General features: G+C 66.1%; 9 protein-coding genes and 3 pseudogenes. 7 read left to right on the plus strand and 5 right to left on the minus strand.

Annotation, left to right across the window (positions count from 1 at the left end; translation table 11 throughout):
* Positions 1-36: 36 nt before the first annotated feature.
* The 3 genes and pseudogenes from IPK81_06855 to IPK81_06865 form a co-directional block, all read right to left on the minus strand.
* Positions 37-624 (minus strand): hypothetical protein, encoded by a 588-nt coding sequence (locus IPK81_06855; protein ID QQS13917.1) that lies wholly within the window; start codon positions 622-624, stop codon positions 37-39.
* Positions 624-1,731: pseudogene (locus tag IPK81_06860) on the minus strand (toll/interleukin-1 receptor domain-containing protein). The gene IPK81_06855 and the pseudogene IPK81_06860 overlap by 1 nt, the downstream one beginning before the upstream one ends.
* 57 nt (positions 1,732-1,788) lie before the next feature.
* Positions 1,789-2,400, minus strand: coding sequence for a hypothetical protein (locus IPK81_06865; GenBank protein ID QQS13918.1), 612 nt, complete (start codon positions 2,398-2,400; stop codon positions 1,789-1,791).
* A 305-nt stretch (positions 2,401-2,705) separates the two neighbouring features.
* On the opposite strand from IPK81_06865, the gene IPK81_06870 reads away from it, so the two are divergent.
* From IPK81_06870 to IPK81_06885, 4 genes and pseudogenes are all read left to right on the plus strand, one after another.
* Positions 2,706-3,902 carry a DUF932 domain-containing protein gene (locus IPK81_06870; protein ID QQS13919.1) on the plus strand — a complete coding sequence of 399 codons (1,197 nt, stop codon included), beginning with the start codon at positions 2,706-2,708 and terminating at the stop codon, positions 3,900-3,902.
* Positions 3,903-4,077: 175 nt separating this feature from the next.
* The gene (locus IPK81_06875) at positions 4,078-6,207 is read left to right on the plus strand and encodes a ParB N-terminal domain-containing protein (GenBank protein QQS13920.1); all 2,130 of its coding nucleotides are present in this window, start codon (positions 4,078-4,080) and stop codon (positions 6,205-6,207) included.
* A gap of 60 nt (positions 6,208-6,267) precedes the next feature.
* Positions 6,268-6,486, plus strand: coding sequence for a hypothetical protein (locus IPK81_06880; protein QQS13921.1), 219 nt, complete (start codon positions 6,268-6,270; stop codon positions 6,484-6,486).
* Positions 6,487-6,554: 68 nt separating this feature from the next.
* A pseudogene (locus IPK81_06885) lies at positions 6,555-6,997 on the plus strand (hypothetical protein).
* On the opposite strand, the gene IPK81_06890 reads toward IPK81_06885, so the two are convergent.
* On the minus strand, positions 6,970-7,404 hold the full coding sequence (locus tag IPK81_06890; GenBank protein QQS13922.1) for a hypothetical protein: 435 nt from the start codon (positions 7,402-7,404) through the stop codon (positions 6,970-6,972). The pseudogene IPK81_06885 and the gene IPK81_06890 sit on opposite strands and share 28 nt — an antisense overlap.
* The gene (locus IPK81_06895; GenBank protein ID QQS14986.1) at positions 7,398-7,754 is read right to left on the minus strand and encodes a hypothetical protein; all 357 of its coding nucleotides are present in this window, start codon (positions 7,752-7,754) and stop codon (positions 7,398-7,400) included. Before IPK81_06895 ends, IPK81_06890 begins: the two co-directional genes overlap by 7 nt.
* A 229-nt stretch (positions 7,755-7,983) precedes the next feature.
* On the opposite strand from IPK81_06895, the pseudogene IPK81_06900 reads away from it, so the two are divergent.
* The 3 genes and pseudogenes from IPK81_06900 to IPK81_06910 all read left to right on the plus strand — a co-directional run bounded on the left by IPK81_06900 (position 7,984) and on the right by IPK81_06910 (position 14,588).
* Positions 7,984-12,311 (plus strand): annotated as a pseudogene (locus tag IPK81_06900) (strawberry notch family protein).
* Entirely contained in the window at positions 12,311-13,381 is a 1,071-nt protein-coding gene (locus IPK81_06905; protein QQS13923.1) for a toprim domain-containing protein, read from the plus strand. The pseudogene IPK81_06900 and the gene IPK81_06905 overlap by 1 nt, the downstream one beginning before the upstream one ends.
* 283 nt (positions 13,382-13,664) lie before the next feature.
* Positions 13,665-14,588, plus strand: coding sequence for a DUF2493 domain-containing protein (locus tag IPK81_06910; protein QQS13924.1), 924 nt, complete (start codon positions 13,665-13,667; stop codon positions 14,586-14,588).
* Position 14,589: the final 1 nt, after the last annotated feature.

A 14,589-nucleotide genomic window follows, 5' to 3' on the forward strand; every position in this document is an offset into this window, starting at 1 on the left:
GCGAAGCACGGCCAGCGCAGGCTGCACTGGCCAGCCTCATCGGGGCCGATCTAGGCGGAACTCGCCGCTGGGAACGTCTATCTGCCAAGCACCCTGCGGATACGCGATGAACTCGTTGTCGTAGTGATCGAGCCGGCAATAGATATCGTCGGCTGGAACCGTCACCACATACACCGCACAGTCGGAAAGATCGTAAAACGCCGCGTGGTGCGCCGCGTACCAGATCGCCTTGTCGAGCGATGACGTCCACGACATACCCATGGTGTGCGCCGGACCGGCGCAGCCGCGAAACAGCGTGAAGCGCCGGGCAGTCGTAGCGTCGCCAGCCAAGGGCTTGAGCGAACGCAGACGATCGCGGTCGCAGGCGTCGAAGACCGCCCTTAGAACGGAAAGGCCGTGCGCGTTGAAATGCGACGCATGGACGTAGGCGTCGAGCCATGCCGCCTCCAGCGCGCCCAACGCAGCGAGCTCGCGGTAATTGCGAATGATGAAATCCAGGCTCGATGATGGAATATAGCCGTGAAAGTTCTCGGCACGAGATATCGCCATCTCGACGGCGCTAGCCTCATCTTTGGTCAGCCCCGAAAAATCGAGCATCCGAGCGCCTCCCTCCGCGTCGCGCATCAGGTGATCCGAAGTCGGCGCAAGAGCTTCGCCAACATCGCCTCGTACTCCTCCGGCTTCGAGAAATCGGCGTACATCTTGCCTTTGAGAAACTCCGGCAGCTCGCACCGCTCGTAGAGCAGCGGCAGCACGACAACCTCGCCGCTCGCGATCTCCCGATTCATGGCCACGTCGAGTTCCTTCTTCACCCAAGGGGCGTCGATCGACTTGGTCGAGAGCACGACGGCGATGTAGCGGCTGAGCTTCATGCCCTCGTCGATCTTGGCAATAAGCGAGTCACCAATGTCAATTTCGGCTTCGTCCAGCCAGACCCGCGGCACGCCATGCGCGAGCAAGTCGGTTCGCAGGCGACGCACGAACGGCTTGTCGACGCCGGTATGGCTCAGGAAAATCCCGTGATATTTCTCGTGCGCCGGGTCTGCCTTTTCCAGCGTCAGGCTGTCCCGGACCAGTTGGTTCTCGGCGTCCGGCGACGTCGGCGGCGTCAACAGCCATCCGGCCGTCGTTCCAAGCGCCACGCGCCCGCCGAGGCTATAGCCCTCCGGCGTCGACGCGATCGAAGTTATCCCCTCGGCCGGGTCCGACAGGCACAAGGTCCAGCCCGTCTTCGACAGGACATCGAAATAGCGCACGAACGGGCTGTCGTGATCGATCGCGCCCATCCGCCGCCCCTTCTTCACCAGCAGGTCCGAACGCTTCACAAGCCCGGCGACCTTCGGTGCGGCGTAGCCCAGATGGGTTTCGCGATAGCCGAAGAAGTTCATCCGCTTTGGCTCCGATAGGCACCAGACCACGGTGGCACCGGCCGCGATCGCCGCCTCCATCTCCTTTTCCCGATCGTCAGCCAGGAAGGCGGAATCGATGTCGTAGCTGTCATTCTGGCGCTTGAGCTTCCCCAGCTCATTGGGCTCGTTCGAGAACTCCCTCCGCGCCGAACAGGAAATGAGAATAGCTCTGCGGATTGATGATGATCGTATCGTACTCGTAGAGCGGAAACGCCGCGCGCGCCTTGTCTACGCCCGCCTGGCAGAGCCCGAGATTTTCAATCTCGACACCTTCGATCTTCTCGCCGGTATATGTGACCCCGACCGTCAGCACGCGCTTCATCAACTCTCACCCTTCGTTGTTGTAGTCTCGCCCGACGATGCGCCGCGCCCCATAATCTCACCCCGCGACCGGGGCCGGCCGCACATCCCTGACTTCGCCGCGGCTTCCCACCAGGGCGATCTCGATGCCGGCCAGCGCGCAACGCGGCGCCAGTCGTTCCGCCAGACGCAAGGTGCCTTCCGTGAAAGGCACGACGGCCACCTGCCGTCCTTGCGACGGTGTCGCCATCAGCATGCCGACCGTCTCGCACAAACCCTTGTAGAGCCGAGACACCTGGCCCGAATGCCTCGTGTTGATGATCCCGCCCTTGCATTCAGCAGAGATGACGTGGTTGCCGACCTCTGCGACCACATCACCCAGTCCCGACTTTGGATTGACGGTGATCTGCTGGCCCGCAGCGTTCCGGTACGTGCCGCCATAACTGGTGGTGCCGACGCTGGAGATCTTGATGAACTCGCGTCGATGCAGCCAGGCCGCGAAGTCGAATTGCTTGCCGTGCTCTCCATCGGGGTGAACACGGACGTGTCGGGTATCCCGCGTCCGCAACAGATGCATGGCATAGGCGACCATGACCGCGCCTTCATAAAGATGGTGCTCCTGTTCGCCGTCGGATTTTCCGATCCGGTTTGGTGGCGGCGACAGCGCCGCAACGAGATCCTCGAAATCCATGACAATCCTCCCCGGCCGTTAGACTAGCGGATGGGCCGAGAGTAATCGTCCTTCATCGCGAAATGGCACGGCTACTCGTAGCAGATTGGGCCTCCGTTCGTCCGCACTCATTCTTCGCGCCGAGCCTTCGAAAACTTGAGACACCGGGAGGGGAAAGCCTTCCCCTGCTCCCGAGCCTTACGTCTCGGCCGACCCCTTCTGCGGGAGGCCCCGCAACGCCCCTAGAGTGAGAGTGCGGACCGATTTCCGTGACGGGTTGAGGACTGGAGAAGAGGTCTCCGGTGCCCGTCATGGAGATTGGTCCCATGACCCAAGTTTCAGTTCTCGACGCGCGCCGTGACACGACCGGCGGTTACAAGGTGGACGTCAGCCGCGGCGAGCGGATCGGCCGCGTCTCGTCGGAATGGTTCTCGCGCCCAGCCGACGAGCGATACCTCTCTCTGTCCGAGTTGGCCGGATCGGTCCGCGACCGCGCCGATCGTAGCCGGACGCGGGTCGTGGAAAGCGCGCTCATCCATGTGGAGGCAAACCGCAATGACCCGGAGCGGCTGGCGTTGATCCTGCCGGGCACGGACGCGGCAATCGCGCCGACACACTGGTCCTTCGGCCAACTCGCCGGCCTTGTCGGCGCACCCGCCGCCTACCTACGCCAGCTCCCGGCCGCGCTCGCCGCCATCAATTTGCAATATGGCCTGACTTCCAATCGCGCCGAGCAGATCAAGACGCTGGAAACCGACGACGGCCGCATGGAACTGCGCGCCGTCACCGGCCCGGATTACGGGAGGATCTTCGACGCAGAATTGGTGGAAGCCGTGCAGCGCATCGCCGGCAACGGCACGGGCGACACCCGCTGGAAGGTGCCGGGTGTGCTCGACTGGTCGACCGGGATCTACAATCCGCGCGTCGACATCACCAAGGACACCACGACGCTCTATGCCTCTGATCGCGATGTCTTCCTCTTCCTCGTCGATGACCTCAACCCGATTGAGGCCGGCCGTCTTCCGGACGGCTCGCCGGATCTCTACTTCCGCGGCTTCTATTGCTGGAACTCCGAGGTCGGCGCCAAGACGCTTGGTATGGCGAGCTTCTATCTCCGCGCGGTCTGCCAAAATCGGAATTTGTGGGGCGTGGAGGATTTCGAAGAAATCACCATCCGCCACTCCAAATATGCGGCCAATCGCTTCGCGCACGAGGCGGCCCCGGCACTGTCGAACTTCGCCAACTCCTCGCCCTTGCCTTTCGTCAACGGCATCAAGGCCGCCCGCGAGCGGATCGTCGCCAGGACGAACGAAGACCGCACCGACTTCCTGCGCCGGCGCGGTTTCTCGAAGGCCGAGACCGGCAAGATCATCGACACGGTGCTGGCCGAGGAAGGCCGCCCGCCGGAGTCCATCTTCGATTTCGTGCAGGGCATCACCGCCGTCGCGCGCGACAAGCCGCATCAGGACGCCCGTCTCGACATGGAGGCCAAGGCGAAGAAGCTGCTCGATCGAGCCGCCTGATTTCCGCGAAGCCGGGGATGCGGTTTTCCGTGTCTCCGGCTTTGCGCTTCCGTGTCTCTCCGGTTTGTCGGTCCGTGGCGCTGCCCCCTTTAGAGGAAGAGGGCGGCGCTTCGCTCCGCGACGGGTTGGAGGTCGAGAGAGAGTCTTTCGGCCGCCCGTCGCGGAGTAAATCCCGATGGCTACTGCTGTTCAGAAGATCGTCCTGTCGTCCTCGCGCGACATTCCCTTCAACAAGCTGGTGCTCAGCCAGTCCAACGTCCGGCGCGTGAAGGCCGGCGTCTCGATCGAAGACCTGGCGGCCTCGATCGCGCGGCGCGGCCTGATCCAGAGTCTCAGCGTCTTCCCGGTGATCGACGCCGAGGGCGTTGAGACCGGCATGTTCGAGGTCCCCGCCGGCGGCCGCCGCTTCCGCGCGCTGGAGATGCTGGTGAAGCAAAAGCGCCTCGCCAAGGTCGCGCCCGTGCCGTGCGTAGTCCGCGACCGTGACGGCGCGATCCTTCCCGAAGAGGTGTCGCTGGCTGAGAATATCGAGCGCGCCCCGCTCCATCCGCTCGATCAGTTTCGCGCCTTCCAGGACATGCGGGACAAGGGCATGACCGAGGAGGAGATCGCGGCCGCATTCTTCGTGCAGGTCACCGTTGTGAAACAGCGGCTCCGGCTGGCATCCGTCTCGCCGGCGTTGCTCGACGTCTATGCCGAGGATGGCATGACGCTGGAGCAGCTCATGGCCTTCTCCGTGTCGAACGACCACGCCCGCCAGGACCAGGTCTGGGATGCGATTAAGGACGCTTGGTCGAAAGAGCCGTACCAGATCCGGCGCATGCTCACGGAAACCACGGTGCGCGCCTCCGACAAGCGCGCCGCCTTTGTCGGCCTCGACGCCTATGAGGCCGCTGGCGGCATTGTCATGCGCGGTCTGTTTCAGTCTGACGATGGCGGCTGGTTGCAGGACCCGGCGTTGTTGGATCGCCTGGTGGCTGAGAAGCTCAAGGCCAGTGCTGAGACGATCACCGCCGAGGGCTGGAAGTGGATCGAAGTCGCGGTCAGCTTCCCTTATGACGTCGCGCGTGGCTTGCGCCAACTGCAGGGCGAACCGCTCGACCTGACCGCCGAGGAGCAGGCGACGATCGAGGCACTCAACGCCGAGTACCAGAAGCTCGAGGCCGAATATGAAGATGCCGACGAGTTGCCGGACGAGGTCGATCAGCGGCTCGGCGAGATCGAGACGGCGCTCGCCGCCCTCGAGGCGCGGCCGGTCCGCTACGAGATCGATGATATCGGCCGTGCGGGTGTGTTCATCAGCATCGCCCATGACGGCAGCCTCGACATCGATCGCGGCTATGTCCGGGCCGAGGACGAAGCGCCGATCGCCTCCGAGGGCGAGACTGGCTTGGAAGCCGGCGGCGAGCCGGTGGAACCGATCGTGCAGCGCGCCGTCATCACGATCGGCGGCCAGCCCACCGAGCCGGAGGACGACGAGGACGATGCGATCAAGCCGCTGCCCGATCGCCTCGTCACCGAGCTGTCGGCCCATCGCACGCTGGCACTGCGGAATGCGCTGGCCGACAATCCGCATGTCGCGATGACCGCGCTCCTGCACAAGTTGGTCTCCGACACCTTCCAGCATCGCATGTACAAGGGCGCTATGGAGGCCTCCGTCAGTCACGTCTTCTTCCCGGTGCAGGACGATGCGTTGAAGGACAGCCCGTCGGCGCGCGCAGTGCATGAGCGCCACGAAGGCTGGGCGGGCGACATTCCCGCCGAGGACGACGCGCTGTGGGACTGGCTGGCGGCGCTCGACGATGCGAGCCGGATGGCGCTGCTGGCCCATTGCGTGAGCTACGGCGTCAATGCGCTCTACGAGAAGCCCAACCCCTATGGCGGCAACGGCGTCTCGCAACATGGCCTCGACATGCGGCTCGGCCAAGCCGACCGACTGGCCCGCGCCACCGGCCTCGACATGGTGGACGTCGGCTGGCGTCCGACCGTCGGCAACTACCTCGGCCGCGTCACCAAGCCTCGCATCCTTCAGGCAGTCCGCGAGGGCGCCGGCGAGCAGGCCGCGCAACTCATCGACCACCTGAAGAAGGGCGACATGGCAAAGGAGGCCGAACGCCTGCTGGCCGACACCGGCTGGTTGCCGGAACCGCTGCGGCTGGTCGCTGAGCTCGAGGCGGCCACGCCGGACACCTCGGCGAGCGGCGAGGACGAAGGGACTGCGCTGCCCGACTTCCTCACGGGCGACGACGAGGAGACCACGGCCGATGGCGAAGACGAGGAACGCCACCTCGTTGCGGCCGAGTGAGCGCACCCGCGGAGCGGCTTCGGCCGCTCCGCCCCTTCCTCCAACGCAAGGAGGTGCGCCATGTCGCAATCTAGCCCGACGCCCCGCCGCGTCGTCTTTCAGTTCCTCGTTCCCGTGCATGTCGAGGTCGAGGACGACCTGGTCGGTCGCGTGACGATCATCGACGAAACACCGGTGCGCGACCCCACCGTTGTCGAGGGCGACCCCGCCTATCTCGACGACGCGGTGCGCGCCGCCGATGACGGCCAGTCGTGGCCGTCCGGGCAGTTCGGCTACTAGCCGCCGCCATCCCATTCCCAGTCCAAGCCCGGCCGAGCGCCGGGCTTTTTTCGTTTCAGGAGCCCGACATGACCGACTATCTCACCCGCTTCTCCTGCCTGCTGGATGTCGGCACCGCCGCCAACGCCCGCGCGCGTTCGACATCTACGCGGCGCTCATGGCCGAGAACGATCGCGAAGACCCGCCGGCCGAGCCGTTCTTGCTCTCGCTGACGCCCGAGCATGGCGCGGCCCGCCTCTGGCTTCGCGATCCCGGCAGCGCCGATCCGCAGCTTTTGATCACCTTCGTTGCGCGATGCGCCGAAGCCTTCGCGCTGACGGGGCGATGGGGATTCCAATGTGCCGGCATCGCCTCGAACCCTGTCGTCGACGGCTTCTCTGGCGGAGCCCATGTGCTCGACCTGGCCACGGGCCGGACTATCGACTGGATGAACAGCGGGCGCTGGCTTGCCGAACATCTTGCCGACGGCGATCCGTTCGAGATCTATCGCCCGCCCGCAACCTCGACATAGGGCCGCACCCGATCGAACAGATCCGCGATCACCGAGCGGGCCCTTGTCGGAAACGCCTCGTCGCCGGCCGGCGCCGCGAAACGGTCGAACGCGTGGTTCGGATAGTACGCGTTCAAGACGCCGATCACATAGCCCAGCTCGCTCGGCACCTTTTCCAGCCCCGCCGCCTGCGCACACGCCAGGGCCTTCTCCAGATCATGACGGATCTCACGCCGGCACCGATCGTCAGTCCAACCCTGGGTGAGCAGGAATGCCTTCAGCGCCAGCTCGGCCGCGATGCCGGTCGCGTAGCAGGTCTCGCGTCCGTCCCTCGCATCAGACGGATCATTCTGCGGCAGGAAGCCCTCGCCATTGGCGAAGAACACCTGCGCCAAGCCGCGGTCGATCTCGCCGTCGATCGCTACCACACCGCGACCTCCCACTGCCCGTTGACGCGCGCGAAGCCGATCGGCCGGTTCTGCGGCGTCGCGTTCGGCTTCGTCGAATCCACTACGATCTGCGTCATGCAGGTCACGCCGGGGCCGACGCCACCCGGCGAACAGTCGCCGAGCTTCAACGTCGCATTGGTCAAAGGTCCCGTGAACAGGCGGTGACGCTGAACCGCCGCTGTCGCCTCGTCCTCCGTCGGCTGCGCGACCCCGACCGCGACAGTCGGCGACGCGGACACCGGCGCAATCACCGGCCGGAGGATGAACCCCGTGCCGAACCCGACCGCCAGGCACCCCGCCGCAATGATGCCGATCGCGCTTCCCTTCATCTCGCCTGCCTCTTTCTCACCCGGCACGGCGAACTCCAGTGAGCTGAGGCGCCGCGGCTTCTTTTCCCAGGAAAGTTTAGCGCCGGATCGCCGCGGCCGGAAGGCGGCGCGATGAGCCGGGCCCGGCCCGCGCCAGAGCGAGAGGTTGGCCGGGACAGGTTTGAGCCCGTCCGGTCGAGAGAGAGCGCCGGGCGGGCTCGTCCGTCTCTGCTCTTTCGAGGTCTTCTCCATGCTTCACGCTCCGCTTCCGGCTGCCGCCCCGGCAGTCTCGCTCCCGCTCGTGCCCGCGACGCCGCCGGCCTCCGCCGTGCTGGCGGCCGCCGAGCACCTCATCCCTCATCTCGAACAGGGCCGAGCGGTCGATTCCACGACGCTACGCGCCGCCATGGAGGCGGCCTTCGGCGGGTCCGACGCTGCCGGCGCGTGGGACTGGAAGACGGCCTATGACGCTTGCGAGGTCGCGACTGTCCTGTTCCTGCGCAAATACGGAAAGGCGCTTTTCCGCAAAGCCGCTTCGCCGGCTTCACGACTTTCCTCGCTGACCAAGATCGTCCGCCTTCTGCCGACGCACACGCGGCGCTCCGAGGAAGCGCAGGCTTTCCAGCAATTCTCGACGCCGGTCCCGCTCGGTCTCGCCGCGCTGACCGCGGCATCGCTGACTCCGACCGACCGCGTGCTGGAGCCTTCGGCCGGCACCGGCCTGCTTGCGATCCTCGCCGAGATCGCCGACTCCGCGCTCATCCTGAATGAGCTTGCCGAGACCCGCGCCGACCTCCTCACCTCCCTCTTTCCGGCCATCCCGGTTACGCGCTTCGACGCCGCCCAGATCGACGATCACCTTGATCGGACGGCCGTTCCCAGCGTCATCCTCATGAACCCACCATTCTCGGTGATGGCGAACGTCACCGGACGCGTCGCAGACGCCGCCTATCGCCATGTCGCCTCGGCGCTGGCACGTCTCGCCGATGGCGGCCGCCTGGTCGCGATCACTGGCGCGAACTTCTCAGCAGATGCGCTCGCCTGGCGCGACGCCTTCATCCGCCTGCAGGAGCGCGGGCGCGTCGTGTTTACCGCCGCCGTCGCGGGCGCGGTCTATGCCAAACATGGCACGACCATCGACACGCGTCTGACCGTCATCGACAAGGCGCCGGCCGAGGACGCCACCCGCTTTCCGGACTCTCCCGGCCTCGCACCCGATGTTGCGACGCTGCTCGCATGGATCGACCAGCGGGTTCCGGCCCGGTTGCCGGTATCGCTCCCGAAGACGATCGCCGACGCGCCTGGCGCGCCACGCACCGTGCGCGGCTATCTCCCCCGGGCCGCGTCCGTAGCCCCTGCGCGCCGCATGGCCCGGCCCGAAGGTGTGCCCCTCGATTATGAGACGATCGACTGGACGCCGCCGGAGGGCGGTCGCCTGTCGGACTCGATCTACGAGACCTATGCGCTCCAGTCGGTCCGCATCCCGGCGCGCAGGCGCATCCGACCAAGCTCGTGCAATCGGCCGCGATGGCGTCGGTCGCTCCGCCCATGCCGAGCTACCGGCCGCTGCTCCCCACCCACATCGTCAGCGACGGCGTGCTGTCCGACGCCCAGCTCGAGACGGTGATCTATGCCGGCGAGGCCCACAGCGAATACCTCGCCGGGGCATGGACCGTCGACGAGACTGGCTATCTCGTCTCGGCCGCGCCGGACGACACGGCAAACGCCATCCGCTTCCGCAAGGGCTTCATGCTCGGCGATGGCACAGGCGCCGGCAAGGGCCGCCAGTCGGCCGGGATTATCCTCGACAACTGGCTCCAGGGCCGGCGCAAGGCCGTCTGGATCTCCAAGTCCGACAAGCTGCTCGAGGACGCCCAGCGCGACTGGTCCGCGCTCGGCATGGAGCGGCTGCTGGTCACACCGCTGTCGCGGTTCCCGCAAGGCACCGCGATCCGTCTCGCGGAAGGCGTCCTTTTCACCACCTATGCCACGCTACGGTCCGACGACCGCGGCGAGAAGCTTTCGCGGGTCAAGCAGATCGTCGAATGGTTGGGCTCCGATTTCGACGGAGTGATCATTTTCGACGAAAGCCACGCCATGCAGAACGCCGGTGGCGGCAAGGGAGAACGGGGCGATGTCGCCCCCTCACAGCAGGGCCGTGCGGGCTTGCGCCTCCAGCACGCCCTGCCGAACGCGCGCATCGTGTACGTGTCAGCAACCGGCGCCACGACCGTCCACAATCTCGCCTATGCCCAGCGGCTCGGCCTGTGGGGCGGCGAGGATTTCCCGTTCGCCAACCGTGCGGAATTCGTCGAGGCGGTCGAGAATGGCGGCGTCGCGGCCATGGAAGTGCTGGCCCGCGATTTGCGCTCGCTTGGCCTCTATACCTCCCGCTCGCTCTCCTATGACGGCGTCGAATATGAGTTGCTGGAACACCAGCTCACCCCCGAGCAGACCCGCATCTACGATGCCTATGCCGGCGCTTTCGCGATCATCCACAATCACCTCGACGCGGCGATGCAGGCCGCCAATATCACCGGCGACAGCGGCACGCTGAACCGGCAGGCGAAGTCGGCCGCGCGCTCGGCGTTCGAGTCCGCGAAGCAGCGGTTCTTCGGCCATCTGCTGACCAGCATGAAGACCCCGACACTGGTCCGCTCGATCGAGCAGGACCTGGCCGAGGGCCATTCGGCTGTGATTCAGATTGTCTCGACCGGCGAAGCGCTGATGGAACGGCGTCTTGCCGAGATCCCCACCGAGGAATGGAACGACGTCCGCGTGGACATCACGCCCAGGGAGTATGTCCTGGACTACCTCGCGCATTCTTTCCCAGTGCAGCTCTACGAGCCGTTCACCGACAGCGAGGGCAATCTTTCATCGCGGCCCGTCTTTCGCGACGGCCAGCCCGTCGAAAGCCGCGAAGCCGCCGCCCGGCGCGACGAGCTGATCGAACGGCTCGCCTCGCTGACGCCCGTGCCCGGCGCGCTCGACCAGATCGTCCAGCGCTTCGGCACCGACATGGTAGCCGAGGTAACGGGCCGCTCGCGCCGCGTGGTGCGCAAGGGCGAGCGCTTTGCAGTCGAGAACCGCGCCGCGTCCGCCAATCTCGCAGAAGCCGCCGCGTTCATGGACGATCAGAAGCGCGTGCTCGTGTTTTCGGACGCGGGCGGCACCGGGCGCAGCTACCATGCCGATCTGGCGGCGCGGAACCAGCGCCTGCGCGTCCACTATCTGCTCGAGCCGGGCTGGAAGGCCGATGCCGCCATCCAGGGCCTGGGCCGCACCAACCGGACGAACCAGGCGCAACCGCCGCTCTTCCGGCCGATCGCCACCGACGTGAAAGCCGAGAAGCGCTTCCTCTCGACCATCGCGCGCCGGCTCGACACGCTGGGCGCCATCACCCGCGGCCAGCGGCAGACCGGCGGCCAAGGTCTCTTCCGGCCCGAAGACAATCTGGAATCGCACTATGCGCGCGACGCGCTCCGCCAGCTCTATCTCCTGCTGGTGCGCGGCAAGGTCGAGGGTTGCTCGCTCGACCGCTTCGAGACCGCCACCGGCCTGAAGCTGATGGACGACAACAGCATCAAGGACGAGCTGCCGCCGATCACCACCTTCCTCAACAGGCTCCTGGCGCTGACCATCGATCTGCAGGGCGTGCTCTTCACGGCGTTCGAGCAGCTCCTCACCGCCAAGATCGAGGGCGCGATCAGGAGCGGCGTCTATGATATCGGATTGGAGACGCTGCAGGCCGAGAGCTTCATCGTCACCGACAACCAGGTGATCCACACGCATCCGGGCACCGGCGCCGAGACGCGGCTGCTCACCATCACGCGGCGCGAGCGCAATCGGCCGACGGCCTTGGCCGATGTGCTCGGCCAGCTTTCCGATCCCCGGGCCCGGCTCTTAGTCGACGGGCGCTCCGGCCGCGCCGCCGTGCAGGTTCCCGCACCGTCGATGATGCTCGACGACGGCGAGATCGAACGCCGCGTCTGCCTGATCCGGCCGATGGAGCAGAACTATGCGCCGCTGCGCATGATGGATGAGAGCCATTGGGAGGAGGCCGATCGCGACGCCTTCGCCTCTGCGTGGTGGGCGGAGCTGAACGAGGTGCCGGAGTTCTCCGACAGCACCATCCACATCGTCGCCGGCCTCTTGCTACCGATCTGGAAGCGGTTGCCCAACGAATCGACGCGGGTCTATCGGCTCCAGACCGATGCCGGCGAGCGCGTCATTGGTCGCCGCGTGTCGCCCGCCTGGGCCGCTAACGCGAGCACCATGGGCGCCGGCACCCTGGCGCCGGATGCCGCCTTCACGGCGCTGATCGACGGCACCACGATCCTCGACCTCCCCGAGGGCATGCAGTTGCGCCGCGCCCGCGTGATGGGGACCAACCGCATCGAGCTGTCGGGCTTCACCGATGCGATGCGCGATCGGCTGAAGGCCTATGGCCTCTTCAGCGAGATCATCTCGTGGAAGCTGCGCTTCTTCGTGCCCGTCGATGCATCAGGGCCCGCCATCCTCACCAAGCTGCTCGACAGCTTCCCCGTCGCGCGCATCTCAGAGCGGGAGGCTGCGTAATGGCCCGGCAGGACGCCTCCGATCTCGCGCACAGTCTCGCCCGGCAGGCCGAGGCGGTGTGTCGCCACTACCTTTCGAGCGGACGTCGCGAGGGCCGGTACTGGCTGGTCGGTGACGTGCGCAACACGCCCGGCCGCTCGATGTATGTCCGGCTCAAGGACTCACCGAAAGGCGTTGCAGGCAAATGGACCGACGCCGCCACTGGCGAACACGGCGATCTCCTCGACGTCATTCGTGAAAGCTGCGGCCTGATCGACTTCAAGGACGTGGCCGACGAGGCACGGGCCTTTCTCAGCATGCCGCCGCCGGAACCGGAGCCACGATCGCATGAGCGTCGCAGCTCCGCGCCGAGCGGCTCGCCGGAAGCGGCGCGGCGTCTCATCGGCATGTCGCAGCCGATAACGGGCACAATCGTGCAAGCGTATTTACGGGAACGCGGCATTACGGATTTACGCGGAACCGGAAGCCTTCGCTTTCATCCACGCTGCTACTATCGGCCCGACGAGCATGCGCCGACCGAGACATGGCCGGCGATGATCGCCCTCGTCACGGATCTCGACGGGAAGATCACGGGCGCACACCGAACCTGGCTCGATCCCCGATCACGGGACAAGGCGCCGATCGATACGCCGAGGCGAGCCTTGGGCGACCTGCTCGGCAACGCGGTGCGCTTCGGCATCGGTGGCGAAGTGATGGCGGCCGGCGAAGGCATCGAGACCGTACTGTCGCTCAGACAGGTGCTTCCCGACATGCCGATGCTGGCGGCGCTCTCGGCAGCACATCTCGCCGCCATCCTGTTCCCCGATACGCTGCGACGGCTCTACATCATGCGCGACAATGATCCGGCCGGCGACGGTGCGCGTGACAGCCTGATCGAACGGGCCAACGTCGTCGGGATCGAGGCGATCGTCATCTCGCCGGCGCTCGGCGACTTCAACGAGGATCTCCGTACCCTGGGCATCGAGCATCTCCGGCAGCAGTCGCGGATGCAGGTCGCACCTCAGGACGTCGCAAAGTTCATGGCGCTGGCGGCACAGCCCGGCACGCGAGAGCGGCATGGCGGTGCGTAGTCGTCGTGCTCGCGCGGATGCACCAACCATCGGAGGGGGACCGCGCCCCGGCCTTCGAGAGGGCGATCGGCCAGCAAACGGGCCCGCCCGACAATGGCTGCGGCCGACGATTTTCCGGCGGCGCGTGCCGCGCCTTTCCATCGCGAAACAAAATCGCCGGCCTTCGCCATCCTCCGCTGACGCTGCGGCCCTGCACTGCGCTCCGGGTGCAGGGCCGGCCCGCCCGCCGGCTTTCGTCGCCATGAAGGCCGCGACGGTCGCGGTCCAACCGACGGAGCATCCCATGAGCGAGCACGACGACTTCGAACCGCATCACGCCTCATCACCGACCGACCATGTCCTCACCGAGCTTCAGCTCCACGGCTACCGTCCCTTCGAGGATGAACCCGACCAGCGACTCCTCCCGGACGGCAATGCGGTCGCAGGCGCCATCGCCGACATCTTCGACGCCCTGATCGGAACGCTGGAGGACACTCGCCTCGAACCCGACCTCAACGATCTCCTCTGGTCGACGGTCAACGTCTTCCACCGCGCCACCGACCGGATCGCGCGCGAACTCGACGACAACGAGCAGGCGCAACGCCGCGGGCAGCGTGAACAGGACGGCAGCGAGGTGAAGGCCGTCGAACTCGAGCGCCATATCGCCGAGGGGCAGACCCTGATCGAACGCCAGAACGCCTTCGAGCTGATGCGCGACCAGGCCGCCGAACACTACGAACGCCACGCCGGCAAGACCTGGCTTCCGCGCAGCGGATCAAGGGTCAACCACCGCAATCTCACCTCGGCGATGATCGACAGCCGCGACTTCCTGGCAGCGAAGCGGCGCGCCGAGCAGACGATCCTTGTTCCGCCTGGTCCAAAGATCCTCGTGACCGGCGGTCTCGACTTCGACGATCACAGGCTGATCTGGGCGAAGCTCGATCAGGTACACGAAAAGCACCCGGACATGGTGCTGATGCACGGCAAATCGCCGAAAGGCGCCGAGAAGATCGCCTCGCTCTGGGCCACGAACCGCAACGTGCCGCAAATCGGCTTCGCTCCCGACTGGACGAAGCACGGCCGCGCAGCGCCCTTCAAGCGCAATGACGAGATGCTGGAAATCCTGCCCAAGGGCGTGATGCACTTCCCCGGCACCGGCATCAACGACAACCTCGCCGACAAGGCCAGGAAGCTCGGCATCCCGGTCTGGAAGTTCGGCGGCGGGTGAG

The organism is Rhodospirillales bacterium, assembly GCA_016699855.1.
Classification (GTDB): domain Bacteria; phylum Pseudomonadota; class Alphaproteobacteria; order Reyranellales; family Reyranellaceae.

Coding starts and splice junctions, on each gene's coding strand:
- IPK81_06895 (QQS14986.1), bottom strand. CDS start 7,754: ATGAAGGGAAGCGCGATCGGCATCATTGCGGCGGGGTGCCTGGCGGTC.
- IPK81_06875 (QQS13920.1), top strand. CDS start 4,078: ATGGCTACTGCTGTTCAGAAGATCGTCCTGTCGTCCTCGCGCGACATT.
- IPK81_06910 (QQS13924.1), top strand. CDS start 13,665: ATGAGCGAGCACGACGACTTCGAACCGCATCACGCCTCATCACCGACC.
- IPK81_06865 (QQS13918.1), bottom strand. CDS start 2,400: ATGGATTTCGAGGATCTCGTTGCGGCGCTGTCGCCGCCACCAAACCGG.
- IPK81_06870 (QQS13919.1), top strand. CDS start 2,706: ATGACCCAAGTTTCAGTTCTCGACGCGCGCCGTGACACGACCGGCGGT.
- IPK81_06880 (QQS13921.1), top strand. CDS start 6,268: ATGTCGCAATCTAGCCCGACGCCCCGCCGCGTCGTCTTTCAGTTCCTC.
- IPK81_06855 (QQS13917.1), bottom strand. CDS start 624: ATGCGCGACGCGGAGGGAGGCGCTCGGATGCTCGATTTTTCGGGGCTG.
- IPK81_06905 (QQS13923.1), top strand. CDS start 12,311: ATGGCCCGGCAGGACGCCTCCGATCTCGCGCACAGTCTCGCCCGGCAG.